We start from the raw sequence: 26116 nt of genomic DNA, 5'->3' as shown, positions 1-26116 counted from the left end.
AACCATATACTCAGGCTTACCTCTCGCTCATGTCCTTCATCAGCTTTATGACAACCATATACTCAGGCTTACCTCTCGCTTATGTCCTTTATGAGCTCTATGACATAAGCCAGTGGATGAATGTATGTAAAGGGCAACATCGAGCAAATAATGAGCTCTAGTAAATAAATAAACGAGAGAAAAGGACTTCAATCATGCGAAAGATTGCTCAAAAATCAATAACAAATACCTACTCGCTTTTTTACAAACTCCTGATTTTCTATTTGTTTAAATGCAAAATGCGCAGTATCTTGTACTGAGATTTCGCTTCCAGCTTCAGGTAGGAAATCAGCTTCATAGCGATATCTTTTTGTTAATTTACCATCTGGTAGATATGTTGGGCAGACGATTGTCCAATTTAGTGAGCTGGCATTGAGCTGCTGAAATGCTGTTAAATGCTGTTCGGCTGCTCTAGTTGTTTTTCTGCGGGATTCACTTGATTGAAATCGAAAGACTTCTGGTTCTATTCGTGACTGTAAAATCCCAGCTGTTCCAATCGTAATGATGCGATTGTGACCTTTTTTCTCCATCGCTTTTATAAGATGTGGGGTAGCGATTGAAAGAGTATCACTGCCGTCAGTGTTTAAAGCACTAATTACAAGATCGCTACCATCGATAACATTTTGGATATCTTCGTAATTTTTTGCATCTCCTTTTATTACAGATAGAAATGGAGAAGAAGTATGTATTTTTTCTGGTGAACGAGTTAAAGTTGAAACCTCATATTTATCATTTAAAAGAAAAGATAAAATTTCATTACCTACCCGACCTGTAGCCCCTAATAATGCAACTTTCATTTATTTCACCTCTAAACCAATTTATGTGTCAGAAAAAACTTCTTATTAAGATCATACTTTATTTAGAGAAAAATAAAAAATATTTGTATGGTCATAAAAATTATAGGCATCTTAATATGGGGTTAATAAAAAAGAGACCGACATAAAAACTGTCAGCCCTTAAAATTAAATTATAGCTTCTTTTTAGCTTCTTCCCAGTAATAAACCTGGGGAAATCGTATATAAACAACATATTCATGAAATAAAGTATATCCAACAAAAGCAACTTGCTTCCAATCTACAGAGTCGAGCATAATTATCCGCTCCTTTTTTATGATTTCCTAGTTGATCGAATATCGATAGTTAAAAAGGAAGAATGGATGTTTTTATACTATATGGTTTTCACAACTTGTTTGATACTTATTACCGTGAAAAAATCCACAAAAAGAAGAGGCTGACACAAAGTGCCAGCCTCTTAGCCAAATATATTTAATTGTTATTGTTGAGTATAACCGCTCATAGATTGTTGAGCCATTGATACTAAACGCTTAGTGATTTCTCCACCTACAGAACCGTTAGCTCTAGAAGTAGTTTCTCCACCAAGGTTAACGCCGAATTCAGAAGCGATCTCATATTTCATTTGATCAATTGCTTGAGAAGCTCCTGGTACTACTAGTTGGTTAGACGAATTGCTGTTGTTTGAACTGTTTTGTGCCATCTGTCATTCATCTCCTCATAATAGTTTTTTAATGGTTGGGTTAGTTGGATTTGCACCAAACTTATGAAGTGTTGTCCTTCACCGCCTAACTCAGCGTAACCCATCGAGTTAATTTGCTTTTAGTTAATAATGTGTGTTGCTTTGTTGTTACTAAGTATTATGGATGATTTTTTAATTTATATACACATTTCTTTTGGTAAATTTTTCTCATATAAAAAAATAAAGAATCTCATTATATCTCCGATGTTGTAACCACAGTAATGAAAGGCTTTAATTCTTATCAATTTGAACTAAATAAAAAAGCTTGAGTAACGTAGATTTATTAAAGATAATTTATTGATGTGAATTCAGTATAGTGGAATGGAGCAGTAGAGTGACATTAATATTTTTATTCTAAATAAAAGTATTAACAGAGGTTACTAATGCATCAGCTTTTGAACATTACATAATTGAGCCAATATTGAGAGAATCTAATTGTATGAAGAGTTAGAGTTAAAGGAGATGAAAGGATGGGGTTATGTCCTTTATGTAATGGATTTGAGACGAAGTCATTTCAATGTCCTAATTGTCAAAGTTTAATGGAAGATCAAGGAAAGGTTATAGATTATTTTGATGATTATAGTGCATATATGGATATAGATATAATGAAATTATTTGATGGTTATGAAAAGTCTTTAGAAAATCACGAGTGTATCCATTACTTTTATTGTCTTGGTTGTCAGCATCAAGAAACTAAATCTATAGGTGAATAAACCAAGAAAAAAGCCATGTTCAAGTAGAGCATGGCTTTTGTTTATCTAATTATTTTTCTCCAGCTGGACGAATTCTTAAATCTGATTCAATATCGAAGAAGTGAGCTTTATTCATATCTAAAGCTAGTTCTAGCTCTTGACCAGGTTTAACATCTGTACGAGAGTCAACACGTGCTACGAAAGTTTGCCCATCGATTTCAGAGTAAAGCATTGTTTCAGCACCCATTAATTCAGCTACTTCAATTTTCGCTGTGATTTTTGATCCTTGAGAAGAGTCAATGAATACTGGCTCATCATGAATTTCTTCTGGACGAACTCCCATAAGGATTTCTTTGTTTACATATCCTTGCTCACGAAGATATTTCATTTTACCTTCTGGAACATCTACAATTGTAGATCCCATTGTGAATTTACCATCTCCAAGTGTACCTTTGAAGAAGTTCATTGCAGGTGATCCGATGAATCCACCAACGAATGAGTTTTCAGGCTTGTCATAAACTTCTTTAGGTGAACCAACTTGTTGAATTACACCATCTTTTAATACAACAAGGCGTGTAGCCATTGTCATTGCTTCTGTTTGGTCATGTGTTACATAAATTGTAGTTGTTTGTAAACGTTGGTGTAGTTTCGTGATTTCAGCACGCATCGCTACACGAAGCTTAGCATCAAGGTTAGATAAAGGCTCATCCATTAAGAATACTTTTGCATCACGAACGATTGCACGACCAAGTGCAACACGTTGACGTTGTCCACCAGATAGAGCTTTTGGTTTACGTTGTAAATATTGCTCAAGACCAAGGATTTTTGCTGCTTCTGTTACACGACGCTCAATCTCGTCTTTAGGTAATTTACGAAGCTTTAATCCAAATGCCATATTGTCATAAACATTCATATGTGGATATAAAGCGTAGTTTTGGAATACCATTGCGATATCACGATCTTTTGGTGCAACATCATTCATACGTTTTCCATCGATGAAGAAATCTCCTTTAGAAATTTCTTCTAATCCTGCAACCATACGAAGTGTAGTTGATTTACCACAACCAGATGGACCAACGAATACGATAAATTCTTTATCTTGAATGTGAAGGTTGAAATCCTCTACTGCTGTTACTTTATTATCATAAATTTTATAAATATTGTTTAATTGAATCTCTGCCATTTTCTATTCCTCCTTATTTCTGAAAGCGTTTTAACTTGACTTCATTGTAAGGGATTTCAAAGAATAAAGTAAACGTACAAGTTGCACGAAAAAATATCAGCCTTTTTGTGCAACTTGTAATTTAATGAAAATAGTAATGATTAATCTTCTAAGCGAGCAACCATTATTGCTAAAAATATAAACGCTGCATTTGAAAAAATCCTAATATCTATACCTGTTTTTTCCAATAGTTTTTCTAAACGATATTGTAGACTATTTCGATGAATAAATAATCTTTTTGCTGTTGACGATGCGTTTAAGTTTGATTGAAGAAATGCTTCTATTGTATGAATAAGTTCATTATCCTCAAGAGCCTCTACTAAATGATTTGATAGTAATTTTTCACTAATTTTTGAAGGTGACTTGAGCACAAGTAAGGGAAGCGCTTCATAAAAGCTTATCACTCTTTCACGGTTTGAAGTATGATGTACAGTTTGAAAGCAGTTTTGCTCTTGCTTGAACTTCTCTCTAAGATAAGAGTCATTTTTTTGAAGTTGTCCAATGTATAAGAATGGCTCCACATAAAAGTCACTTGTTAATGTATCACTTAAATTCTTTAAGGAATCCATTTCTAAAATAGCAGTGGGTTTTTCTTCAATTATGATACCTTGAGAGGTGTTCAACCAAATAATAAGATCTGAATTTAATATACCTTGAACTGCCTCCTCAAAGCTTTGCTTATCATCAATTGGTTTTGTTAAATAAAAATAGTAAAAACGAACATTACTTTGTTCAGCAGCTAATGGAGGATTATCCATTGGTTTTTCTGAAAACAAAAAGTCGTACCATTTTTGCTGACTAACTGAAAAGTTGTCTTCATTAGTTGTTTGGATTTGGTGAAAAAGAGTGACTAGTAATTTTTTTTCAGTTACTGATAGAGAAGACTTTAGAATTCCAAAGGTTTGTCCAAGTTCAGTTTGAAACCATTCATATGTTGAATCATTAGGAGAATAACTTGTTGTCAAAGCATGTTTATAATGTTGCATTAATTTTTCTAGCATAAAATCTCCTCATTTCGCGCAATAAGTCTTATAAACATTATAGAAAAGAAATGGATCGCTTAAAAGGAAATTGAATGATTGTCACAAGTTATTCTTTTTTTAAAAAGGGTAAAGAAGAATAAAGCGAATAATAGGGAGGCTTTAATATGCTAGAAACATTTAATGAGACGGCAATAGCATCTTATGTAAAACAATGATAAAGGAAAATTGTCAAAAGCTAGATGAGGAAAATTTAGACGAGATTACAATTGCGAAGATAGAAGGAAAGATAGAAGGATATAACGAGTTTTTAGATCAATTTAAATTAGGAAAACAATCATGTGATGAAGACTGACAAATGTCAGTCTTTTTATGTCTTAAGAGAAATCATTAGTAGAGAGTTTGGATGTTTCGTTGAGTTTTTAGCAGGGGTAATCAATATAAAACAAACGATTAAAGAGGTGAGTAGGTGAATACAGATGTTTTGATTATTGGTGGAGGAGTTGGTGGTCTAACTGTTGCTTTAAGGCTAGCGATGTGTGGAATCGATGTGACTGTAGTTGAGCAGCAAAAGGGAAGCTCCCATACTTATAAGGGGGAACTGTTACAGCCGAAGAGCTTAGAAATATTTCGAAGATTAAATATAGTAGAAGAAATTAGAAAGAATGGACATCCACTTCACACCATTTCAGTTGTAGAAAAGAAAAATAAATCAGGCTATTATCAGCAAAGAGGAAAATCAAAGATGGATTATCGCGTGATCAGTACGCCGTATAACTATGGATTAATGATTCCTCATGAAGAGTTAAAGAAAATTATATTGGATAATGCGATGAAATATACTACGTTTCATTATTATCAACCTGCAAGGTTTACAGAATTTGTTGATGAAGGTAAAGCCTTAATTAATTATAATGGGTCAACTCTACAAATAAATGCAAAGATGTTTGTCGGGGCAGAGGGAAGGAGATCAAAAGTAAGACAGTACATTGGAAATGATATCAAAGAGCAAATGTACGATCATCATTTCTTAACTGTAACTTTTCCTAGACCGAGTGATTTAACAGAAGGAAAAATGATTTCCACCAAAGATACATTTTTAGGCTTATTTCCTTTACCTGATAATAAGGTAAGGTCCGTTTATTTGATACCTTCAGGACAATATAAGGAAATTAAGGAGAAGGGGATTGAAGACTTTTTTGATAGAGTTATTTCTCTTTGTCCTGAGCTAGATACTTATGTTAATCAAATTCCTTCCTGGAAGCAAATTCAATTAATGATTCCCTTTCAATATCATGCAAAAGATTATTCTAAACACAACAAGGTGATCATCGGTGATGCAGCACATACTGTACATCCAATGGCTGGTGAAGGGATGAATTTAGCAATTCAAGATGGTGATGCTTTAGGTGATTTAATTTGCTGGATGGATGAACAAAATGATTATTCCGAAAAGCATCTTAGCTTGTTCGAAAAAGTAAGAAAACCTAGAGTTGATCATTTATTAAACCTTAGTCATTTAGCAGCACTTGCTTACTCAAAGCCCTTTCGTTATTTTACAAAAATACGTGGTCGAGGGTTTAAACAGATGGAAAAAGATCATATGCTTCATTACAAGCAAATGCTAAATATTTCAGGATTAGGAATGTGGAAAGAGTCTTTATATGAAAGATTTATTCAACTTGGTTTATTACCAGCGCGTTCTTATCAGAAGGAACAAATGCTTCAATCTGATCATTTGTTCACAATGAAAGAGGATTATCCATGGAGATATAAAGGAGGAGTTGCAAATGATTACTGAGTATATTCGAATAATCAAAGCTAGAGGTTGGATGAAACGAAACATACCATTTTTATACAGCTGGCATGCGTACATAGGGTATGAATTAAATTTATATACAGCATTTAAAAAGCCGAAAACAGTTTCTCAAGTAGCAGAACAATATAGCTTACAAGAAGATCTCCTACAAAGATGGATTGATGTTGGTGTAGCTATTTCTTATATAAAAAAAGGATCAAAAGGAAGATTCCAAACGATAAAGAAAATGATGTTACCAGCACCAAAGAAAAATTCACGCTCAACTGGGGCCATTTTAAAAGAAATGATGGAATTACATATTCCTACCCTTTTAAGTTACCCTTCAATGATGAAAACGAATAAGAAACATGTCTTTAACGAGGAATTACATGGAACGGTAGTGGCGCAAACCTCCTCAATGTTGGAGCAAATAGCTTTAAGGAAAATATCAAAATTAGTGAGGAAAAATAAGATACAAGAAATTGTTGATGTAGGCTGTGGACATGGTGGGTATTTACAAAGACTAGCAGATAAATATCCACAAATAAATATGCATGGGTTAGAAGTGAACGAAGAAGTTGCGTTGGAAGCCCAAGCTAGGTCTGATTCATTAGATAAAGTAAACATTGAATGTAAAAATGTTTTTGACTGGATTCCTGACAATGAAGCTGACTTGGTTTTGGTTCATAATTTACTACATTATTTATCAAAAGAAGAACGACAGAAGCTTTTTACACATATAGGGGAGTGGCTATCTGAAGGAGGTATAATATCGATCATAACTCCGATCAAAAATGGGAAGCATGGAAAGCAATTTTCGAGTATTTTTAATAGTTTTTTCTCTGCTTATGAAAACCTTTATCCTTTGCCTACAAAAAAAGAGATTAAGAAAATTGCTGGAAATGCAGACCTAGGGGTAACATCATTTTCACCTCTTGTGAAAGAAGCAGGCTGGTATCTTATTACATTGAAGAAGTGAGAGTTTCAATAAAAAGCCATCCCCCTTATTGGTTTAAGGACAAGTTAGTCATATATAATAAGGGGGATTTTTACTTGCTTTTAATCATTCCGCTTCAAAAGGTGGATCCTCTTTTTTTAGATCTCTAGCTTCTTCAATATTAGTTGTTTCCTCTCTCATATGAACAGAGCCACCAGAAAGGCCTTCGTTAATCATTCGATCAATATCTAGATAGGCTTTGTTCTTTCCTTCATAATTCACATCTTGTTTTACATCATCATGTTTGTCAGTCATTTTTTATGCCTCCTCATACAAAGTATTTTGTACGTTAGGAGTTTGTATCATTCATATACATGAAAAAGCATTAATTCATGAATTTGTGTATGAATCGCTAATTCTTCTTCCTTTGGAGGTTGAATAGTTCCCCATTCAATTTGCCCATTTTTATGATAAATTCCATCGTATTGAGTACCTCGAAAATAAAAGGAGATTCTCCAGCCTGGTAAATTTGCTTGTTTAAATAAAGGTTTATATTGAAAATGTGTAATCAATTTTCTCGCTCCTTTCCTAGCTATATAAAATATACGGCATGAAAAGGAGAAATCCCTTTTGGTAATTATTGTTTTTTATTTGCAAGTTCAATAAAAAGCTCAGTAAGGTAAGTTATTCTTTTTTTCTGGATGTTTTTTTCATCAAATAACATAGGTTTTGAATTCACTTCAAATATGTAAGGTTTACCATGTGGCGAGATTCCGATATCCATTGAAAATTCACCAACAAATCCAAACCTTTTACTAAGGGAATTACCCACAAGGTCTGTAAGGTGATTCAGCTCGTTAATGGAAACTTTATCCTCTACATTAGCCAATGAAATGATTTCTCCTCCATTTGGAACATGAGTGATAATTGAATTTTTTGCTGCCTTTCTTACACCAATACCTGTTATCTGATAGGAACCAGAAGAATATAGACAATGAATTCTCAAATCATATTTACAGCCTTCTACAGTATCTGTTTTAATTTCCTGTTGCAAAATATAATCTTTATGGATAATGTCTTCAAGTTCATCCAAGAAGGACCTTTTATGATAAGTTTTGAAGGTATCTTTAGTAAAGATATAGTACGTATTATCTTGTTCGCTTAGCTTATAAATCCCTTTACCTTTACGTCCTTTTATAGGCTTTACATAAATTGCACCAAACTTAAGTAAGTCCAGGATAAATGAGCTGTTTGAATGAAGCCATGTTTTTGGAAGATATGTTTGAAGTTTTTGTTCTTTTGTTAAAGCCTGATAACATTGCCATTTGTTAAAAAAGCAAGGATTAAAAAAGGTCTTATTTTTTTGTTGATAGGCTTGTTTTAATTTTATAAAGTCAGTTGTTTTTTCGTCCATTCTAGATGAAATTTTATTGTAGATGATAGGTGGAAAAGGGAAAGATGTCTTTCCCCATTTTTGATTTTTTTCTGAAAATACATAACCTGTTATCCTGTTATCATGTAGATCATCTGTTGTAAAGACAAAGGAAAGACCACCTTTATTCATAAGCTCCTTTTGTATCGCTTTAAACATGACAGCATCACCACAGAAGCTATTACTTTTTCTACCTTTACTAGCTAGAATTCCAACTAGCGGAAAAAGATTAGACTTCTTCATTTATAATATCCTCTGGGGAAAAAATCGCTTTTTTTGTCAGATAATATCCGTATTGCAGAGAGCTCTTTCTTGATAAGAGGTCTGCATCTTTTAGTTCTGGATGTGTAAAAATGGATCTTCCAGGCTTTGAGTTTGCTTCAAACATCCATACTCTTCCTTCTTGATCTATTCCGAAATCAAATCCAATTTCTCCTATAAAACCAGGAATTGAATGATCGATACTTTCACTTAAAAGGATAGCAGCTTCAGTTAAGTCATGAAATGCTTTTAAGCGTTCTGTGGGGTCATCGTAGATTTCTTCTAATGTTTTAACAACACCACCATTGTTTAAGTGAGTTGTTACACTGCCTTTTCCTGCTACCTTTGCAGCAAGAGCAGTGATCTTCCAATCTCCATGCTCATTTTTATTTGTATGAATTCTAAAATCGATGGATTTTCCATCTAAGCGAATGAGCTTAATTCCTTGTTGTGCTAAATAATTTGATAAAAGTCGGTCTTTAAAAGCTACTTTTAAAAAATGTTCAATTGATGGGTACTTTCTTAAACGATTTATTTCGTTGTCATCTCGATATCGTGAATAATATGTATTCTCTTCACGGGAATACATTAATTGAAAAACACCAAGACCTAAGCTTCCGTTCTCAGGCTTTAAATAGATATTTTGATAAATAGAAAGCAATTCTTCCATTTGGCTAATTGTAGGTTGTTGAATAGTTTCAGGAAGATATTTTGCGACTTTCATATCTTTAATAAGTAGCTGGTGCACAGACCATTTATTGAAAAATCCTGGATTATACCATGGAATACAGTATTCTTCGGTTAACCGTTTTTTTACTAATTTAAGAGCTTGATGGTTTTCAATTCTTCTATTGGGTAATCGATCATAGACTACATTTGGAAAGGGAAAGCTACATTTTTTCCAGCCGTCTTTACCATGTGTGAACCCTTCAACAGTTCCATTTTCCCAATCAATATGATGAGCTCCAAAGACAAAAGTGAATAACCCAATTGACTGATCAAGAGATAAAAACTTAGCAAAAAATAATGAACGTTCTCCAATAGGTCTTAGAGGTGAATCAGTAAAACCGGCTGTGAAAATCCCAATTAATGGTCCAAGGTGGAGATTTTGTTCATGAAAAATCAAGTGAGTTTTTCCATCTTTCGGAAGCTGAAGTTCTTTGCAGAGCTGCTCTGAGATAACAATTGAATCTTGAAGCTCAGGCAGATATTGAACTTCACACGAAATATTTATTGTGCCAAACGATATTGTGTTAATCTCACCATGTTTTTTTGATATTAATGGGAGATATACAATAAAATCTTCGGAGTTTGATGTATTGATAGAATAAATATCAGTCATTTATCTCGACTCCTTTAGCGGTTGGATCGTTACTAAGAAACTGACAATACTTTAATGGGGCATTATAAAGCTTCTCTTTTAATTTAGGGTTTGTTTTGGTAAATGTTTTTCTACCAGGCTTTGAATTGATATCAAGTATCCAAATAGAACCATCTTGTGCATAGCCAATGTCAACACCGATTTCAAACAGCTGTTTAAATTGCTTTTCCAGTAATAGAGGTAAGTAATCGATAATTGTTGCTAGTTCATCTTCAAGTAGATATTTTTGCTTATATGTTAATGATTGAGACCAATCAGCAAAGCTTAAAGGATCTCCTCCACTATTTAAATTTGATAAAAATGATCCGTGATATCCTTTGCGAATTCCTTTTTCAATTAAATTCCATTCTCCAGTTTGATTTTTTTGCAGAAATAACCTGATATCAAAAGGGTAATTGTTAGCATCTGTTAATGGAAGTAAGGGTTGTAGCAAATAAGCTTGCTGAGAGATAAGCTTTTCACACCATTTTGATAAATCCTTTAGTGTTGAAAAATTCTTCATTTTTTTATCATGACCTTTATGATAAGTAATCGTAATGTTTTCTGAGGTTTGCTTAATAGCAATAATTCCTACACCTCTTGAGCCATTTATAGGTTTAAGAATACAAGGTCCTGCTACTTTTAAATGCTTGATCACTTGAATTGGATCATTTAAGAGCTCTGTTTGTGGAAGATAGGAATCTATTATTTGTTGACCTCTTAACGAAGTATAAACCTGCCATTTATCGGGTAAACCAAATCCTAAAAAAGTGGTAGTAGGATTCTTCTTAAGCCATTCAACAATTGGTTTGCCTTTTTTTGATGCTTGATGACTATTATAAAAGCATCTGTCATAAATAAAAGAGGGAATTGGAAAGGATGAACTTATCCACTGCTGTGATGGTGGATCGAATTTCTCTCCGTTAATAAGTAAAGAAGCAGGATCAATTGACATAGGTTCAAATCGTACACATTCTATATTAAAATACTCACTTCTTTTTGCAATCTCAGTGATATACGTGTTTTCATGCTTTTTATTAATAACCAAAAATCCTAATGTTTGCTTTTGCATTTACGTCATTCCCTTCGTTCCTTCTTTTTCCATCTAAATAAGAAAGAAAACTAATTTTTGTTATACAAAAAAAGGCAGTAGTTTATGATCGCTCGTGCGGAAGGACGAACCTTGCCCTTTTTAGGATCATCCTCTGACTTAGAAGGCTTAGTATTCACCTCAATAATCCATGGTTTTCCTTCTTCATCTAATGCAAGGTCAATCCCAAATTCACCAAACTCACCACCAGCTTGGATGCAGATTACTTCAACAATCTCAAGTGATAATTCCGCTAATAATTTTCGTAAATGCAAGCTCTCTCTCTCACCATAAAGCTCATCTAATAAACTTTTGATTTGATGAATACTCCCACCTCTTGCAAGATTTGCAACAAATTGGTTATCACCGGAAATTCGCGCAACGCTTGAGGAAACTTTCCAATTTTGCTGATCTTTTTTATGACATAAAAATCTGAAATCTAATGTGTGATTATTATATTTTTTTAGATTGATTGTTTCCTGTACTAAGAAACCCTCTCTTTTTAATCTAGGATAAAGAGAAGTGAAAAGTTGATAAAAACTATCATATTTTTTGTTTATTTCTCCAGAAAAGGTAGTGAAATCTAATAAGTAAGAGGTATCTTCTTGTTCAATCACTCGGAAAATTCGCTTACCTTGACTTCCGTTAATAGGCTTTATAAAAACATCCTTCTTGTCGTGAAGCATTTGTTCTAATATAGCTTTAGATTCGAGTAACTTACTATCGGGTAAATAAGGAACGAGATGCTCACTTGCTGATAAAATTTGATGTACCTCCCATTTATTTAAAAAACGATCATTAAAATAAGGAGTCTTATTTTCAATAAAATCAGATGTAACGGATAAAAATGTTTTAGATTTTTCTAGTTTTCTAGAATGAATTCGGTTGTGGACGACATCTGGATATGGTACAGATGTTTTGACCCATTTGTTGTCAGTAAGGCAGTAGCCTGCCATATGATCTTTGTTGTACATTTTTAGAGAAAAAATATATAGTAAGCATCCATTAGCATGACAATAACGGGCAAGTTCATGACAAAAATCATGAATAGACCCAAAATTCAATCCTTGCTTTGTTGAAATCTCTGTTAACACACCAATAATTGGTCCAAGTCTAATTTGAGCAGAGTCAATCTGTTTTGCTTGTAGCTTAAGAGATTGTTTCGGCAAATGTAGTTCATCTAGAATATTATCAGTGAGAGACAAACTTAAATGATCCTCATTTATTAATACGACTGGACATGTAACAGTATGCATTCCACAGTTAATTTTCAAGGATTGAAGGTATTTAGACAAACCTAGATGCTTGCGAAGTCCCTCAGTGATTTCACAAATATAAGGTCTGGAAGTTGTTAATAATGGTGATAGTTCAATCAATTCTTGTTTCATGTGCAAATCCCTCATTTGCTCGGTGTTAAGACAAGCTCTATAATGTGTATAGGCTGAAGTTTATAAGACATCGTATGAAAAGGAATCAAAATCGGTGAAGTGGTGGAAGGTAGATGGTGATGAAAGATTTATTTTTAGTATTAATCATGATTAGTATTGGTGCAGCAATTGGAGGAGTAACAAACTCATTAGCAATTAAGATGCTTTTTCGACCTTATAAACCTATTTTTGTTTTTGGAAAACGAGTACCGTTTACACCAGGACTTATTCCAAAAAGAAGACAGGAGCTTGCTAATCAGCTTGGAAAAATGGTCGTTGAGCACCTATTGACAGCAGAAGGTATTAAACGGAAATTTCTTCAATCACAATTTCAAGAGCAAATAAAATCTTGGGGAGAAATTCAAGTTAAAAAGCTTACACAGTCAGACAAAACACCAGAGCAAATAATGACAGCTTTATCTATTGAAAATTCCAACGATCTTATTAATAGTAAGGTAAAGGAGTTTGCCCAAAGTAAATATAATGAATTGATAAGTGAAAATAAGAAGAAATCCCTGCAAGAAATTGTGCCAGATCATGTGGAAGATGAACTATATATAGCAATTCCAAAGGTTGCTTCGTTCATTACTGAAAAAGGAATAACATACTTTGAAAGTACTGAAGGAAAACAGAAGCTTAAAAAGATGATTGAAGACTTTTTATCAACAAGAGGAATGCTGGGTAATATGATTGGGATGTTTCTTGGAAATGATAGTCTAGTTGATAAAGTTCAACCTGAAGTCGTCAAGTTCCTAAAAAATCAAGAAACGAAAAATCTTTTAACAACACTAATAGCGCGTGAGTGGACGACTATTAAAGAAATGACACTTGAAGAGATTGATGCAAAATGGGGAGTTATTGAAAAGGGATCAGGCCTTATTGATCGTATTGTTGAGATAGTAAATGCTAATGATTTATTAACAAAGCCCCTTTCAACGTATTTAAAGCCAAATGAGGAAATATTAATTAACAAATGGCTGCCTAAAGCTATTGAATTAACAACAAATTATCTTGTATCTCATTTGGAAGAGATGATGAAAAGGCTGAAACTAGAGGATGTTGTCAAAGAACAAGTAGAAACATTTGCTGTTGATCGCTTAGAAGATATGATCCTCTCAATATCTCGCAAAGAATTTAAAATGATTACGTATTTAGGTGCTCTACTTGGTGGAATTATCGGTGGTTTTCAAGCAATTATTGTTATGTTGTTTTAATTTTAAAAGAAAGAAGAGGCACTGTACATGAACGTGTATTCCTCTTTTATAGTGTTTATTGAAATTTCAATAGAGAACTTTTTTTGAAATATTCCTCTTTTCACATGCATAATATGATATTTTTCAAATAGTTTGTTATAGTGTAGGGGAGAGCCTACATGGGTCAAAACTAGAAAGGAGGCTCATCATATGCCTGAAAACTTATATGATGTTGCATACAATTTAGAAAAAGCTTTACGAGAAAGTGATGAATTCAAAGCTTTACGTAAGCTTTATGATCAAGTAAACGCGGATGAATCAGCTAGTAAGATGTTTGAGAACTTCCGTAACATTCAATTGGGTCTTCAACAAAAACAAATGTCTGGACAAGAAATTTCTGAAGAAGAAATTGAACAAGCACAAAAATCAGTTCAACTTGTTCAGCAGCATGAAACGATCTCACAATTAATGGCAGCTGAACAACGTTTAAGCATGGTAGTTACAGAGCTAAATAAAATTATCATGAAGCCGCTAGAAGAATTGTACGGAAGCATGGAGCAATAATAAGTACATAAAAATGACAGAATGGATTTTTCCATTCTGTTTTTTTATTAGGATTTATAAACATTGAGGCTGATTTCTGTTACACGCATTCATTTTTCTGGGAAGTCTTTTACAAGGTTGTCTTATTCAACAAGGCGTTTCCACTTTTCTTAAGGCTCTTTTCTGAAAGATTTGTTGCAAAAAGACGTCATTATCTGTTGTAACCAGTGTGATATTGCATAGAAGGTGCGATTTGTAGTAGAAAAGATGCCACTAGTCTTTATACAGAATTGTTTCCATCATGATTCTAAAAACAACAAACTTTACGAAAACAGCCTTTCGTAAATACTGATTGTTCTATTTTTACTAAAAGGGACATAACCTCATAATAGGTTTTTGACATCTGTAGAAGGGGGACCCGCAATGACTAATTATAAATTACTGGCACTTAATGTAGATGGTACTTTGCTTCGTTCAAATGGTCGCCTCCAGCCGTCCACGAAAGAAGCGATCGAGTATGTGAAAGATAAAGGTGTTTATGTAACACTTGTGACGAACAGGCATTTTCAATCTGCGAAAAAGCTTGCAAAAGCATTAAAGCTAGATTCATACATTATTACACATGGTGGAGCATTTATAGCTGATAATCTTGATGAACCGTTATTTGAGAAGAGAATCTCAGAGGAAATGACGTTTAATCTTGTTCAAGTACTTGAAAATTTCAAGTGTAATATTCGTCTAACTCATGAAAGATATTCAATTGGAAATAGAAAAAGAATTGCTTCAAACTTACTTAGTAAATCTATTCTCAATACATCAGATTCGATGTTTTATCCTGTGCAGTTTGTTGATTCATTAGGTGATACTCTTCGTGACGAGCCTGTGTCTGCAACAAAGATTGATGTCCATTTTTCAAAGGAAGATGAAAAAGAAGAGGCAGAGCAATTAATCATCGAAGCGTTTAATGGAGTAGAAGTGAAAGCGACTCAACCAAAGAAGCTGGAAATCATTCAAAAGGGTTTATCAAAGGAATATGGATTAAGAATGTTAGCAAAGCATTTAAAGATTTCGTTAGAAGAAACTGTGGCAATTGGTGATGCGGAAGATGATAAGGGAATGATCACATCAGCTGGGCTAGGAGTAGCTATGTGGAATGCACCCTTTGAAGTAAAGCATGCTGCTGACTGGGTAACTAGGTCAAATAACCACGAGGGTGTAGGATATATGGTTAAAGAGCATTTTCGTAAACAGCAAAGACAAGAATTTTTGCGTAAAATTAAGATAGATAGATAATATAATTAAACTATTTGATAGATAAACGATCTGAACAGGGACTCAAAATAGTCCCTGTTTTCTGTCGTGTTGTGCCTCAGCTTCAATCATTTTTTCTTAATTGCAGGATAATCAAACAGCTTTCCTTCGTATATAAGCTCAAGTTGTTTTTGTTGTCTAAAATCATCAGGAGTAACAAGGGCTGGTAGCTTATCCCAGAGTTTTATTCCTGCTCTGTGTAGCACCTCAGCAACAAATTGTGAACAAAAATAAGAATTGCTAAATTCAATAGGTTCATTTAATGAAACTCCCAAGACACCGGCGAGATTATAGAGAAATTTCTTTTTGTTTTTTATAAAAACATTAAGAACTCGACGCATCTTTTCTACTTCACGTTCTGAAACTTCTAGTCTGTAAATAACACATGTTGTTTTAGGGTATTTACTATAAGTTCCAGTGAACAGATCTTCTTTGACAAAGCCACCATTAATTGGGTTACTTGGATTTTTCCTTCCGAAACTATACATTTCAGTCAATTCATGGTTAAATGCGATAGAGGCATGATTATAAGGAGCCCTGGTGTATTTTTTTATTGATTTTGTAAATAAGGTACCTGTATCAGTTAGCAAAATATATACATATGTGGTAGATTTCATATATTTTTCCCTCTTTTGGAAATTTCTAATTTATTCTATACTTTATTATAAGATCTTTTTTAAAATTATGGATGCTAAATGACTAAAATAGTTTGTTGAAAGTGTTTTGTCTTATAAGGGTACCATTTTATGAAGGAAAGATGCGACCAGATTTCATAAGGAGCTACTTTCTCCTTATTTAAAGAAACATGTTTGCCGGAAACAGTTGAGTTGTAGTGGAATTTTAAATTTGAGTAGGTGGAAAATTGAGTACAACTTTGTGGACTTTGACGATCATTTTTATTGGCTTAATTACTGTAAATCTAGTATTTATTTTTATGAGTAAACAGCAAACTGACAAGGATTTTTCACAGGTGTTTGTTAGAGTGAAAACATGGTGGGGAATGTTTGTTGTTTTTTGTATGGCAACATTATTCAATCCTATTGTGTCTTTATTGTCTTTAATGGTGCTTTGTTTTTTTGCATTAAAAGAGTACTTCTCGATGATGAAAACTAGAAAAGCCGACAGACGTTTGTTCCTTTGGGCATATTTGGCTATTCCGGTTCAGTTTTATTGGATAATGATCGGATGGTATGGAATGTTTATCGTTTTTATTCCTGTTTATGTTTTTTTATTTCTTCCATTACCAAGATTGCTAGGAAAAGGTACAAGTGGTTTTCTTAGATCAGTAAGTTCAACACAGTGGGGCTTAATGTTAATGGTGTTTGGATTAAGTCATCTTGCGTATTATCAATTTGCTACACCTGAATATGGAGCAAATCTTGTGTTATTTCTTGTTTTGCTAACACAAGTAAACGATATTGTTCATTACTTGATTTCACTATACATTGGTAAGAGAAAAGTAGTACCCTCAGCAAACCCAACGATTACATGGGAAGGATTTATATGTGCAGCCATTGTTACAACTATAGTTTCCTACTTTATCTATCCATATTTAACACCACTTGATATGAAGTTTGGGATTTTATCTGGTATTCTCATTAGTTTAAGTGGATTTTTTGGAAGTTTAACAATCTCAGTATTAAAGCGTGATTTGTTAATTGGTGATCAGGAGAAAATAGAGACGCTTAAAGAAAGCTATATTAATCGTGTTGATAGCTTAACATATACATCACCGGTATTTTTCCATGTTATTAGATATTTCTATGATTTTATGTAAAGCCCTTTTTTGACAGTGTTGCTATTATTGATCTCATTTTCTGGTGGAAACAATATTTTATCCGATAATAGGTACTTTTTCTAGAAGAAAGTCTAACTGGGACATAATTAAAGAAAAAATCTACTGATGACAGTAAATAAAGAACCGAATTATTAGGAGAAAGATTAATTGAACGATCACCTTCTAATTCGGGATTATCCTTTCAAATTTTAAAAGTAGCTTCTTATTGCTTATAACGCAAATAGTGATAATTAGACGTTGGTACACTTTCAAGGACATTACCTTCTGCATCTTTATAAATCTCATACTCTTGATAAACCTCAACGGTATATCCATCTTCTTCTGTTACTTCAACAAACTTATTTTCTAACTCTGCTGTTAATTCTACTTGTTCATCTTCCTGCGAGCTTGCTGAAGTTGTTTCTTCTACCGGTAAAGGAAGGCTTGTAACAACATCTTCTTTTTCACTGAAAAGAGGGGATTCTAAATATCCAATTACTAAAACAACTGCAACAAGGAAGAAAGGGAGAAAAATTTTCACAATAAAGCCTCCTAATGATATAGTTATAAACATTGTATGATTTTAATAGGTAAAAATATTAACATTATTTATAATTAGAATGAAAGGCGTATCCTAGAGTATATCTAGAATAAACTTTACTTGTTAGAGGTAATAGTAAATTGTTACTATTGTAATAGAGTTGATAATCAGCTTTTTCTAAAAAGATTGTTGCTAACGCTCCTCATATGGGATGTAAGTTGTATAAAGTGTAATATTGGATGAAAAAAAGATATTACTAAATTTTATATATAAATTGGTTACTATTATTTTTTTGAGAAACAATGATTGCGTAAGCAGCTTGCATGAGAAGAAAGCCTAGAATTTAGATAGAAACGAGGAACAGTATATGAACCAGGAATATATTGAAAAGCTAGAAAAAAAGATCAATGAATATGAGGAAGTTATATTAGATATGTCTGCACCAATTATTCCGTCTATTATTCCTAATACAATATTAGTACCTATTACGGGTATATTAATTGAAGAACGATTCGAGAAAATTAGAATTAAGATTTTAATGTACATACAAAGTAATCCAATTGAATCAGCTATTATCGATTTAACAGACATTACACTTGAAAAAATCGAACAAATGGAAATTGAAGAGCTAGGGAGAGAAATCCATCAACTAACAGAAGCAATTATTCTCATGGGTGTTGAGCCCTATTATGTTGGTCTTTCACCACAGCTTATAAAAAAGATTGTAACCTCTGGAGTGCAAATAAAAGCAGAGTCATTTGCAAGTTTTCCAGCTGCACTTAGATACTTAATGAAAAAGAAGGGGTTCGTCTTAACCACTGTCTAACACTTCTAGTATCTAACATTGACTCATCAAGCAGTATTTTTGTAAACTTAAGGCTATGTTAAAGCTTAAAGAAGTTCTTGAAAAGATAAGGTGATAATATGAAGATATATATTAAAGGCATAGATGATGAGCGATTTCACCGTCCTTTAACATTGATTGGGAATTTGTTTTTTGAAGAAACGGAACTCTGCTTTACTAAAGGTGATTCAACCCTTGAAGCAGAGTTTTTCATTGACGAAGAATCAAGCAGTGTTTCAATAAGAGGTTCTCTTAGATCAGAGGATGGTAAACAATACGAAGCGAAGAAAGAAAAAGAAATACCTGAACATTTAGAGGGAAAAGATCGATTAAGACAGATGAAGAACACCCTGTCGTATGTCTATTTAACAATGCTACAGGAATATACAGGCATCATTCAAAAATGGGGGATTTTAACTGGAATTCGACCAACAAAGCTTTATCATAAAAAACGTCAAGAGGGTTTAACTGAAGCTGAGATTCATCGTATGTTTAAAGATGAGTATTTGCTTTCGGAAGAGAAAATTGAATTGATGAAGCAAATTGTGCAACGTCAGCTAGAGGTGATCCCAGACTTAGATACACTAGCTAATGAAGTAAGTATCTATATTGGTATTCCTTTTTGTCCAACAAAATGTGCGTACTGCACATTTCCGGCATATGCAATAAACAATCGACAAGGCTCTGTTACCTCCTTCTTAGGTGGTCTTCATTTTGAGATGAAGGAAATAGGACGTTGGTTAACAGAGAAAGGCATAAAAATCACTACAGTATATTATGGTGGAGGAACTCCAACTAGTATTACTGCTGAAGAGATGGATATGCTTTATGAGGAAATGATCACTTCTTTCCCAGATGTTAAAAACATAAGAGAGATAACTGTTGAAGCAGGAAGACCTGATACAATTACAAAGGAAAAGCTAGATGTTTTAAATAAGTATAATATAGATCGGATTAGTATTAATCCTCAATCATATATTCAAGATACATTAAAGGCAATTGGTCGACATCATACTGTAGAAGAAACAATCGATAAATTCCATTTAGCACGAAGTATGGGAATGAATAATATCAACATGGATTTGATTATAGGATTACCTGGTGAAGGTGTTAAAGAATTTGATTATACATTATCAGAATCTGCAAAACTAATGCCAGAATCTATAACAGTTCATACTCTTTCTTTTAAAAGAGCATCTGAAATGACAAAAAATAAACATAAGTATAAGGTTGCAAGTCGTGAAGAAATAGGTACGATGATGGATCATGCTGTTTCATGGACAAATGAAAATGGCTATGCACCGTATTACTTATATCGACAAAAAAACATATTAGGTAATCTAGAAAACGTTGGTTATGCCTTAAAAGGTCAGGACAGTATTTATAATATTATGATCATGGAGGAGCAGCAAACAATCATAGGAATTGGTTGTGGTGCTGCTAGTAAATTTGTTGATCCCATAACGAGAAGGATTACTCAATTTGCAAATCCAAAAGATCCTAAATCTTATAATGATGGCTTCAAGCATTATACAGAGGAAAAAATTAAGATCTTAGAACAATTGTTTTTTCAAACAACGAAATAAGTTTGCAAAATGTTTAAGCAGTGAGGAATGTATGGTAACCTCCTGCTTTTTTCTATTTGAATTAACATTTAATAAAATAGGTACTCATTTCCTTCATCAGCTTTATGACGGACTTTTGATAGGGCTTTCCTCTCGCTTATTGAAAAAAGGTGCTTTTTTCCTGGGAAAGCGAATGCCTGTAACGGAAATCAACAACAAAGTTTAACAGAGTCTAAATAAATTATAAGGTCGTATCTCCATGCTACTTAAAGCAACAAAGTTAACAAAAAAAATAATAAAAGACACATCAACAATGTGTAATAAAAACACCCTTTAAAAAAGAGTTCTTAAAAAGAAGGAATTCTACTATATTAATCCGAAATGATATATTGATATATACATTAAGGGGGATGAAAATGAAATATCAAACGGTAGAGCTAATACAAGCGGGGAAGACAGCAACATTATACTTGAATAGAGTACAATCAATGAATGCAATGGATGTAAAAATGCTTGAAGAACTAACAAGTTGCTTAAAAGAAATTGCAGGTTCAAATATTTTGTTATTGTTTATAACAGGAAGAGGACGTGCCTTTTCGGCTGGTGGTGATGTGAAGACAATGTTATCTAGTAATGATGAGTCACAATTTCAACCTGTTATGGAAACAATCAAAGAAATGATTATTACACTATATACATTACCTGCTGTAACAGTTAGCTTTATAAATGGAGCAGCAGCAGGCTTAGGGTTAAGCTTTGCATTAGCAAGTGATATTGTATTAGCCGAAAAGCAGGCAAAAGTCGCAATGAACTTTATTAATATCGGTTTGGTTCCAGATGGTGGCGGACATTTCTTTTTAAAGAAAAGATTAGGAGAGCATGCCGCAAAGCAAGTAATTTGGGAAGGCAAAACGTTAAATGCAGAGGATGCATTAAAAACAGGGATGATTGATTCAGTATATGAGGGTGATACTGAAGAACAAATGCTGTTATGGAAAACAAAAATGGAAGCGCGACCATTACAAGCGATGATCGCAACGAAAACAATTTTTAGCAGCCAAGAGAAATCTTTATTAATAGAAACACTTAATGCAGAAACAGAAAATCAGCTTAACATGAGAAGAACAAGTGATCATAGTGAGGGAGTTGCAGCGTTTCTAGAAAAAAGAGTTGCACAATTTACAGGACAATAAAGGTAAAAAGATGACTTTGGATCACAGTTTAGATTTCCCAAAAGTCATCTTTTTTTATAAAGTAAAACTTACACTTTGTTTACATGTCTAGCACCAGCATTATGATTCTTTTGCAAAAATGTCATATGCAGGGTGAAGCTATAAAGAAATAGCTCAAGAGCCAGCTATTTCAAAGAGCAATTTTCCTTATCTACCAAAAACAACAAGTTTTCCTGATGAAGATGTACAGCGATGTGTTTTATTTGTTAAATCTTTTTCAGCTAGTTTTTTCTCTGCTATATCTTTTGCTTCTTTTTCTGTTGGTGCTTGAAAGCTTTCATCTAAAAGCTTTTCTCCATTTTTTTCGAATACAGTTAAATAATATGTCTCCAACCTTTTTACCCCCTTGTTGTACTGTAAATACCTTTCATTATATAATTCTTACTTTTATAATGATAATCCTGCAAAAAAGTGAAACCTTCTTTTACCAATTTCGTAGAATAGTAAAGAGGAGGGATATAATGAGTCTTACTATTGATAATGTAACAAAGCGCTTTGGAACTCATACAGCAGTTGATCAGTTATCGATTACAATACCTGAGAGGGAGATATTTGGATTTCTAGGTGCGAATGGTGCTGGTAAAACAACTACATTCCGAATGATTTTAGGGTTATTAAACCCATCTGATGGGGAGATCTCATGGGATGGTAAAAGGATTTCATATAATGTTAGTGATTCTATTGGGTATTTACCAGAAGAAAGAGGGTTATATCCAAAATTAAAGGTAAAAGAACAATTGATTTATTTAGGTAGATTAAAAGGCATGACCAAGCAAGAAGTGGTAAACGAGCTACAGAGCTGGCTTAAAAGATTTAATGTTACAGAATACGAGAATAAGAAAATTGAAGAGCTCTCAAAAGGGAATCAACAAAAAATACAATTTATCGCAGCTGTTTTACATAAACCTAAACTGCTTATTTTAGACGAGCCATTTAGTGGGTTAGATCCGGTAAATGTTGAATTACTAAAAAAAGCAGTTGTTGACCTTAAAGAAGCTGGAACCTCGATCGTCTTTGCGAGTCATAGAATGGAGCATGTTGAGGAATTGTGTCAGCACCTATGTATCATGCATAAAGGAAAGCCTGTTGTTCATGGATCATTAAGAGATATAAAAAGATCTTTCGGCAAAAAGAATGTTTTTATACAAGGCGATTTTGATATGGACTTTTTAACTTCGATACCTGGTGTAGTAAAATGCAAGAAACTGTCTGAAGGTGTAGAGCTTCAAATCGAAAATGAAGAAGTAGCAAAGGTGATTTTTAACGAGCTACAAAATAAAGGGTTTGTTCGAAAATTTGCACTTGAAGAGCCTTCACTAAATGATATTTTCATTGAAAAGGTAGGTGCTTCTTATGAATAAATTTTGGATCATAGTAGGTCATACTTATTTCAACAAGGTAAAAACGAAATCATTTATTATTACTACTTTACTCACTATATTGATTTTGTTTGGTTTATCAAATATATCAACCATCATTCAAGCGTTTGAAAAAGATGAAGAAGCAAAAACATTTGTTGTTCTAGATCAAACGAATACATATTTTGCTCTATTTGAAGACAATGTAGAGACATTAGGAAATCCATTTGAAATAGAAAAATCTACATTATCTGAAACTGAATTAGATAAAAAAGTACTAGAAGAAGAATATGACGGCATGATCATAATTACGAAAGATCAAAATGACTTACCTTCAGCAACTGTAAAAACGTTGTCGATGACAGATAGTCAAATATTTGCCCAAATTGAACAGGTTTTACAACAAACGAAACAAGAAATAGGTCGAGTGCAGCTTGGTCTTGATTCAAGTGATTTAAATGTATTATTTACACCTGTTGAAATAAATAAGGTGGCACTTGAGGATAATGCAAAAACGGAGGAAGAGTTAAATCAGGCAAGAGGTCTTGTATATGTATTATTATTCGTTATCTATTTTTCTGTTATCTTTTATGCAAGTATGATTGCAACAGAGGTAGCTACAGAAAAGTCATCCCGCGTAATGGAGATTCTTATTTCAAGTGTATCTCCGGTGAAGCAAATGTTTGCAAAATTAATTGGAATCGGACTTCTAAGCTTAACGCAAATGTTTATAATCCTTGTGGTTGGTTATGCTTCCATTCAATCGAAAATTGATGAATTGAATACGATGACTGGTGGATTATTAGGTTTTTCAGATATTCCAACATCAACTTTCGTTTATGCAGGAATTTACTTTATTTTAGGGTATTTCTTATTTGCTACCCTTGCAGCATTTCTTGGTTCACTTGTTAGTAGAATTGAAGATGTACAGCAATTAATTTCACCAATGATTTTTATCATTGTCGGAGCATTTATGATTGCGATGTTTGGCCTTGGAAATCCAGAAACACCATTTATAACAATCAGCTCGTATATTCCATTCTTTACACCGATGATTATGTTTCTACGTGTAGGGATGTTAAATATTCCATTTTGGGAAATTGCATTATCCATAGCGATTTTACTTTTTTCTATTACAGCATTAGCAATATTTGGAGCGAGAGTATATAAAGGTGGAGTTTTAATATACGGAAAATCATCATCTTTTAAAGATTTAAAACGAGCACTTATGATGTCAAAGGATAAGTAACATAATCAGTCTGAAGGGCATTAAAGATAAAGGTATATTGTGCCCTAAAAGCTGGGGGCTGGGACATAAGTTTTTAAGTTAATGATAAACCCGATCTATTAGGTGATATTTCAATTAATCTATCACCTAATAGATCGGGTCTTTTTACTGTCTTCTATTAGATTTTTTGATTTTATAAACTTTTTTTAAGAACTAGTGGAAAGCGAATGTCTGCAGCATAATGGAACGAAATTGTTTTTGCAGCTTAACTGATTGATAGCAACAGTATTATATATTGAATATTTTAGAATAATTTAGATTTTTCTTCTTTAGGTGATGCTTTCTTTAATATGCCCAGCTCTGTTATAGTTGGATTTTCTTTTTTAGTTAAGATTAATAAATAACAATTTAAAACAACTGTTTAGATAAGAACGTGCATTCGTATTTTAGTGGTGGTAAAATGAAAGGAGAAAAATAAACAATAATAATGGTATTTAAAAGGAATGAATAATTGATGAAACATATTAAATTTATACATACAGCAGATCTCCATTTGGATAGTCCATTTGTTGGCTTAAAGCATATGCCATCACATCTGTTTGAGAAAATTAGAGAAAGCACATTTCAGGCTTTTACAAAACTTGTTACATTTGCGATTAAGGAAAAAATTGATTTTGTTTTAATAGCTGGTGATTTGTATGATGGAGAAGATCGAAGCTTAAAGGCACAATTGAAATTAAAAACGGAGTTTGCAAGGTTAGCTAAAGTTGGGATAGAAGTTTATATTATTCATGGTAATCATGATCATATGTCCGGAAAGTGGATTAACATTGAATGGCCTGATAATGTTCATGTCTTTTCTAGCGAGAAGGTCGAATGCAAGGAATTTATGAAGAATGGCTCTTTATTAGCTTATCTTTATGGATATAGCTATCCTACTAGAGCTGTTATGGAAAATATGACAAAACATTATGTTCGCAAAGACAATCCTTCTGTTTATCACATTGGTATGCTTCATGGATCAGTTGAAGGAAATAAAGAACACGATGTTTATTCACCTTTTAAAGTAAGTGAGCTTATTTCTAAAGATTTTGATTATTGGGCTTTAGGTCATATCCATAAACGACATGTCTTACATCACGCTAACCCAATGATTGCTTATCCGGGTAATATTCAAGGAAGGCATCGAAAGGAAACAGGGGAGAAGGGCTTTTATGTTGTAGAACTGGAAGACCATGAAGTGAGAACTGAGTTTATTTCAACAGAAGAAATTATTTGGAAAGAGGTAGAAGTTTCAATCGAGGGAATAACTACGATCTCAGAGTTAATACAGAAATGTGAGCAAGTAATTTTTGCCATGAAACAGACAAATAAATCAACTTGTTTAACATTCGTTTTAACAGGGATTGACTCTTTTTCAACCACAATTTATGGACAAGATGTTCAAGAAGATTTAGTCGATATTTTAAATGACCAAGCAAAAGAAAATGAGTATTTTGTTTGGGTGGTAAAGCTAATTAATCAAACAAGCCAGCCAAGAGAAAACAATCCTAAGCTTGAAGCTTTTTTGACTGATTTACACAAAACAGTTGAAAATTATCAATCATTTGATGAAATAATAGAACCACTATCAAAACACCCAGTGTTCAGGCAATATATAGAAGGATATACACTTGATGAAAGAAAACAATTATTAAAAGACGCCGAACAGCTATTACATAGAGAGCTTTTACAAAATAATGAATTGAAGTGA

The 26116-nt window shown here is 33.2% G+C and carries 28 protein-coding genes; 14 read left to right on the top strand and 14 right to left on the bottom strand.

What is annotated here, in order from left to right; all coding sequences use genetic code 11:
- Positions 1-215: 215 nt before the first annotated feature.
- The 3 genes from JOC75_RS10880 to JOC75_RS10875 all read right to left on the bottom strand — a co-directional run bounded on the left by JOC75_RS10880 (position 216) and on the right by JOC75_RS10875 (position 1533).
- Positions 216-836, bottom strand: coding sequence for an NAD(P)-dependent oxidoreductase (locus JOC75_RS10880; protein WP_204954065.1), 621 nt, complete (start codon positions 834-836; stop codon positions 216-218).
- Between the two features lie 170 nt (positions 837-1006).
- On the bottom strand, positions 1007-1129 hold the full coding sequence (locus JOC75_RS24255; RefSeq protein ID WP_275580299.1) for a hypothetical protein: 123 nt from the start codon (positions 1127-1129) through the stop codon (positions 1007-1009).
- Positions 1130-1311: 182 nt separating this feature from the next.
- A complete protein-coding gene (locus JOC75_RS10875; RefSeq protein WP_146949545.1) occupies positions 1312-1533 on the bottom strand; it encodes an alpha/beta-type small acid-soluble spore protein in 222 nt (73 codons plus the stop codon).
- A 509-nt stretch (positions 1534-2042) separates the two neighbouring features.
- Between JOC75_RS10875 and JOC75_RS10870 the strand changes: the two genes are divergently transcribed.
- Positions 2043-2285: a hypothetical protein gene (locus tag JOC75_RS10870; RefSeq protein WP_204954064.1), complete on the top strand. Its 243-nt coding sequence runs from the start codon at positions 2043-2045 to the stop codon at positions 2283-2285.
- Positions 2286-2334: 49 nt separating this feature from the next.
- Here JOC75_RS10870 and JOC75_RS10865 read toward each other — a convergent pair whose 3' ends face one another.
- Both JOC75_RS10865 and JOC75_RS10860 read right to left on the bottom strand, forming a co-directional pair.
- Positions 2335-3447 (bottom strand): ABC transporter ATP-binding protein, encoded by a 1113-nt coding sequence (locus JOC75_RS10865; protein WP_204954063.1) that lies wholly within the window; start codon positions 3445-3447, stop codon positions 2335-2337.
- 140 nt (positions 3448-3587) lie between these two features.
- Positions 3588-4487 (bottom strand): PucR family transcriptional regulator, encoded by a 900-nt coding sequence (locus JOC75_RS10860; protein ID WP_204954062.1) that lies wholly within the window; start codon positions 4485-4487, stop codon positions 3588-3590.
- A 193-nt stretch (positions 4488-4680) separates the two neighbouring features.
- On the opposite strand from JOC75_RS10860, the gene JOC75_RS10855 reads away from it, so the two are divergent.
- The 3 genes from JOC75_RS10855 to JOC75_RS10845 all read left to right on the top strand — a co-directional run bounded on the left by JOC75_RS10855 (position 4681) and on the right by JOC75_RS10845 (position 7243).
- Positions 4681-4821: a hypothetical protein gene (locus JOC75_RS10855; RefSeq protein WP_204954061.1), complete on the top strand. Its 141-nt coding sequence runs from the start codon at positions 4681-4683 to the stop codon at positions 4819-4821.
- A gap of 114 nt (positions 4822-4935) precedes the next feature.
- Entirely contained in the window at positions 4936-6267 is a 1332-nt protein-coding gene (locus JOC75_RS10850; RefSeq protein ID WP_204954060.1) for an FAD-dependent oxidoreductase, read from the top strand.
- Positions 6257-7243: a class I SAM-dependent methyltransferase gene (locus JOC75_RS10845; RefSeq protein WP_204954059.1), complete on the top strand. Its 987-nt coding sequence runs from the start codon at positions 6257-6259 to the stop codon at positions 7241-7243. Before JOC75_RS10850 ends, JOC75_RS10845 begins: the two co-directional genes overlap by 11 nt.
- 84 nt (positions 7244-7327) lie before the next feature.
- Here the strand turns inward: JOC75_RS10845 and JOC75_RS10840 are convergent, their stop codons facing one another.
- The 6 genes from JOC75_RS10840 to JOC75_RS10815 form a co-directional block, all read right to left on the bottom strand.
- Positions 7328-7516: a hypothetical protein gene (locus JOC75_RS10840; RefSeq protein ID WP_146949538.1), complete on the bottom strand. Its 189-nt coding sequence runs from the start codon at positions 7514-7516 to the stop codon at positions 7328-7330.
- A 47-nt stretch (positions 7517-7563) separates the two neighbouring features.
- Positions 7564-7773, bottom strand: coding sequence for a YheE family protein (locus JOC75_RS10835; RefSeq protein WP_204954058.1), 210 nt, complete (start codon positions 7771-7773; stop codon positions 7564-7566).
- Positions 7774-7838: 65 nt separating this feature from the next.
- Positions 7839-8876 carry a YheC/YheD family endospore coat-associated protein gene (locus tag JOC75_RS10830; protein WP_204954057.1) on the bottom strand — a complete coding sequence of 346 codons (1038 nt, stop codon included), beginning with the start codon at positions 8874-8876 and terminating at the stop codon, positions 7839-7841.
- Positions 8863-10236, bottom strand: a complete 1374-nt coding sequence (locus JOC75_RS10825) for a YheC/YheD family endospore coat-associated protein (RefSeq protein ID WP_204954056.1) — start codon at positions 10234-10236, stop codon at positions 8863-8865. Before JOC75_RS10825 ends, JOC75_RS10830 begins: the two co-directional genes overlap by 14 nt.
- A complete protein-coding gene (locus JOC75_RS10820; RefSeq protein WP_204954055.1) occupies positions 10229-11326 on the bottom strand; it encodes a YheC/YheD family endospore coat-associated protein in 1098 nt (365 codons plus the stop codon). The genes JOC75_RS10825 and JOC75_RS10820 overlap by 8 nt, the downstream gene beginning before the upstream one ends.
- Before the next feature lie 50 nt (positions 11327-11376).
- Positions 11377-12732 carry a YheC/YheD family endospore coat-associated protein gene (locus JOC75_RS10815; protein WP_204954054.1) on the bottom strand — a complete coding sequence of 452 codons (1356 nt, stop codon included), beginning with the start codon at positions 12730-12732 and terminating at the stop codon, positions 11377-11379.
- Between the two features lie 119 nt (positions 12733-12851).
- Here JOC75_RS10815 and JOC75_RS10810 point away from each other — a divergent pair, with 119 nt between their 5' ends.
- The 3 genes from JOC75_RS10810 (at position 12852) to JOC75_RS10800 (ending at position 15800) form a co-directional block, all read left to right on the top strand.
- Positions 12852-13985, top strand: coding sequence for a DUF445 domain-containing protein (locus tag JOC75_RS10810; protein WP_420828027.1), 1134 nt, complete (start codon positions 12852-12854; stop codon positions 13983-13985).
- A 189-nt stretch (positions 13986-14174) separates the two neighbouring features.
- Positions 14175-14528 (top strand): YlbF/YmcA family competence regulator, encoded by a 354-nt coding sequence (locus tag JOC75_RS10805; RefSeq protein ID WP_204954052.1) that lies wholly within the window; start codon positions 14175-14177, stop codon positions 14526-14528.
- Positions 14529-14930: 402 nt separating this feature from the next.
- A complete protein-coding gene (locus tag JOC75_RS10800) occupies positions 14931-15800 on the top strand; it encodes a Cof-type HAD-IIB family hydrolase (RefSeq protein WP_204954051.1) in 870 nt (289 codons plus the stop codon).
- An 86-nt stretch (positions 15801-15886) separates the two neighbouring features.
- Here the strand turns inward: JOC75_RS10800 and JOC75_RS10795 are convergent, their stop codons facing one another.
- Positions 15887-16435 carry a C40 family peptidase gene (locus tag JOC75_RS10795; protein WP_204954050.1) on the bottom strand — a complete coding sequence of 183 codons (549 nt, stop codon included), beginning with the start codon at positions 16433-16435 and terminating at the stop codon, positions 15887-15889.
- 317 nt (positions 16436-16752) lie between these two features.
- Between JOC75_RS10795 and JOC75_RS10790 the strand changes: the two genes are divergently transcribed.
- Positions 16753-17595 (top strand): phosphatidate cytidylyltransferase, encoded by an 843-nt coding sequence (locus JOC75_RS10790; RefSeq protein ID WP_420828026.1) that lies wholly within the window; start codon positions 16753-16755, stop codon positions 17593-17595.
- Between the two features lie 223 nt (positions 17596-17818).
- Here JOC75_RS10790 and JOC75_RS10785 read toward each other — a convergent pair whose 3' ends face one another.
- Positions 17819-18136, bottom strand: coding sequence for a hypothetical protein (locus JOC75_RS10785; protein ID WP_204954048.1), 318 nt, complete (start codon positions 18134-18136; stop codon positions 17819-17821).
- Between the two features lie 367 nt (positions 18137-18503).
- On the opposite strand from JOC75_RS10785, the gene JOC75_RS10780 reads away from it, so the two are divergent.
- From JOC75_RS10780 to JOC75_RS10770, 3 genes are all read left to right on the top strand, one after another.
- Positions 18504-18962, top strand: coding sequence for an STAS domain-containing protein (locus tag JOC75_RS10780; protein WP_204954047.1), 459 nt, complete (start codon positions 18504-18506; stop codon positions 18960-18962).
- A gap of 98 nt (positions 18963-19060) precedes the next feature.
- Positions 19061-20566: a coproporphyrinogen III oxidase gene (locus JOC75_RS10775; RefSeq protein ID WP_204954046.1), complete on the top strand. Its 1506-nt coding sequence runs from the start codon at positions 19061-19063 to the stop codon at positions 20564-20566.
- Between the two features lie 389 nt (positions 20567-20955).
- Positions 20956-21738: an enoyl-CoA hydratase gene (locus JOC75_RS10770; protein WP_204954045.1), complete on the top strand. Its 783-nt coding sequence runs from the start codon at positions 20956-20958 to the stop codon at positions 21736-21738.
- Between the two features lie 186 nt (positions 21739-21924).
- Here the strand turns inward: JOC75_RS10770 and JOC75_RS10765 are convergent, their stop codons facing one another.
- Positions 21925-22110: a YhzD family protein gene (locus tag JOC75_RS10765; RefSeq protein ID WP_204954044.1), complete on the bottom strand. Its 186-nt coding sequence runs from the start codon at positions 22108-22110 to the stop codon at positions 21925-21927.
- 128 nt (positions 22111-22238) lie between these two features.
- On the opposite strand from JOC75_RS10765, the gene JOC75_RS10760 reads away from it, so the two are divergent.
- The 3 genes from JOC75_RS10760 to JOC75_RS10750 all read left to right on the top strand — a co-directional run bounded on the left by JOC75_RS10760 (position 22239) and on the right by JOC75_RS10750 (position 26116).
- On the top strand, positions 22239-23138 hold the full coding sequence (locus tag JOC75_RS10760; protein WP_204954043.1) for an ABC transporter ATP-binding protein: 900 nt from the start codon (positions 22239-22241) through the stop codon (positions 23136-23138).
- Positions 23131-24384: an ABC transporter permease gene (locus tag JOC75_RS10755; RefSeq protein WP_204954042.1), complete on the top strand. Its 1254-nt coding sequence runs from the start codon at positions 23131-23133 to the stop codon at positions 24382-24384. The genes JOC75_RS10760 and JOC75_RS10755 overlap by 8 nt, the downstream gene beginning before the upstream one ends.
- Positions 24385-24877: 493 nt before the next feature.
- Positions 24878-26116: a metallophosphoesterase family protein gene (locus JOC75_RS10750; RefSeq protein WP_204954041.1), complete on the top strand. Its 1239-nt coding sequence runs from the start codon at positions 24878-24880 to the stop codon at positions 26114-26116.

This window comes from Metabacillus crassostreae, assembly GCF_016908395.1.
GTDB classification, from domain to species: domain Bacteria; phylum Bacillota; class Bacilli; order Bacillales; family Bacillaceae; genus Metabacillus; species Metabacillus crassostreae.
The sequence above is the reverse complement of the archived record's forward strand: the minus strand, read 5'-3'. Positions and strand labels throughout refer to the sequence as shown.

What these genes read in the sequence shown, in the direction of transcription:
- JOC75_RS10780 (WP_204954047.1), top strand. Translation starts at nt 18,504, where the DNA reads ATGAACCAGGAATATATTGAAAAGCTAGAAAAAAAGATCAATGAATAT.
- JOC75_RS10755 (WP_204954042.1), top strand. Translation starts at nt 23,131, where the DNA reads ATGAATAAATTTTGGATCATAGTAGGTCATACTTATTTCAACAAGGTA.
- JOC75_RS24255 (WP_275580299.1), bottom strand. Translation starts at nt 1,129, where the DNA reads ATGCTCGACTCTGTAGATTGGAAGCAAGTTGCTTTTGTTGGATATACT.
- JOC75_RS10840 (WP_146949538.1), bottom strand. Translation starts at nt 7,516, where the DNA reads ATGACTGACAAACATGATGATGTAAAACAAGATGTGAATTATGAAGGA.
- JOC75_RS10810 (WP_420828027.1), top strand. Translation starts at nt 12,852, where the DNA reads ATGAAAGATTTATTTTTAGTATTAATCATGATTAGTATTGGTGCAGCA.
- JOC75_RS10825 (WP_204954056.1), bottom strand. Translation starts at nt 10,236, where the DNA reads ATGACTGATATTTATTCTATCAATACATCAAACTCCGAAGATTTTATT.
- JOC75_RS10750 (WP_204954041.1), top strand. Translation starts at nt 24,878, where the DNA reads ATGAAACATATTAAATTTATACATACAGCAGATCTCCATTTGGATAGT.
- JOC75_RS10805 (WP_204954052.1), top strand. Translation starts at nt 14,175, where the DNA reads ATGCCTGAAAACTTATATGATGTTGCATACAATTTAGAAAAAGCTTTA.
- JOC75_RS10845 (WP_204954059.1), top strand. Translation starts at nt 6,257, where the DNA reads ATGATTACTGAGTATATTCGAATAATCAAAGCTAGAGGTTGGATGAAA.
- JOC75_RS10790 (WP_420828026.1), top strand. Translation starts at nt 16,753, where the DNA reads ATGAGTAAACAGCAAACTGACAAGGATTTTTCACAGGTGTTTGTTAGA.
- JOC75_RS10795 (WP_204954050.1), bottom strand. Translation starts at nt 16,435, where the DNA reads ATGAAATCTACCACATATGTATATATTTTGCTAACTGATACAGGTACC.
- JOC75_RS10860 (WP_204954062.1), bottom strand. Translation starts at nt 4,487, where the DNA reads ATGCTAGAAAAATTAATGCAACATTATAAACATGCTTTGACAACAAGT.
- JOC75_RS10815 (WP_204954054.1), bottom strand. Translation starts at nt 12,732, where the DNA reads ATGAAACAAGAATTGATTGAACTATCACCATTATTAACAACTTCCAGA.
- JOC75_RS10870 (WP_204954064.1), top strand. Translation starts at nt 2,043, where the DNA reads ATGGGGTTATGTCCTTTATGTAATGGATTTGAGACGAAGTCATTTCAA.
- JOC75_RS10770 (WP_204954045.1), top strand. Translation starts at nt 20,956, where the DNA reads ATGAAAATGAAATATCAAACGGTAGAGCTAATACAAGCGGGGAAGACA.
- JOC75_RS10880 (WP_204954065.1), bottom strand. Translation starts at nt 836, where the DNA reads ATGAAAGTTGCATTATTAGGGGCTACAGGTCGGGTAGGTAATGAAATT.
- JOC75_RS10875 (WP_146949545.1), bottom strand. Translation starts at nt 1,533, where the DNA reads ATGGCACAAAACAGTTCAAACAACAGCAATTCGTCTAACCAACTAGTA.
- JOC75_RS10820 (WP_204954055.1), bottom strand. Translation starts at nt 11,326, where the DNA reads ATGCAAAAGCAAACATTAGGATTTTTGGTTATTAATAAAAAGCATGAA.
- JOC75_RS10760 (WP_204954043.1), top strand. Translation starts at nt 22,239, where the DNA reads ATGAGTCTTACTATTGATAATGTAACAAAGCGCTTTGGAACTCATACA.
- JOC75_RS10800 (WP_204954051.1), top strand. Translation starts at nt 14,931, where the DNA reads ATGACTAATTATAAATTACTGGCACTTAATGTAGATGGTACTTTGCTT.
- JOC75_RS10865 (WP_204954063.1), bottom strand. Translation starts at nt 3,447, where the DNA reads ATGGCAGAGATTCAATTAAACAATATTTATAAAATTTATGATAATAAA.
- JOC75_RS10855 (WP_204954061.1), top strand. Translation starts at nt 4,681, where the DNA reads ATGATAAAGGAAAATTGTCAAAAGCTAGATGAGGAAAATTTAGACGAG.
- JOC75_RS10775 (WP_204954046.1), top strand. Translation starts at nt 19,061, where the DNA reads ATGAAGATATATATTAAAGGCATAGATGATGAGCGATTTCACCGTCCT.
- JOC75_RS10830 (WP_204954057.1), bottom strand. Translation starts at nt 8,876, where the DNA reads ATGAAGAAGTCTAATCTTTTTCCGCTAGTTGGAATTCTAGCTAGTAAA.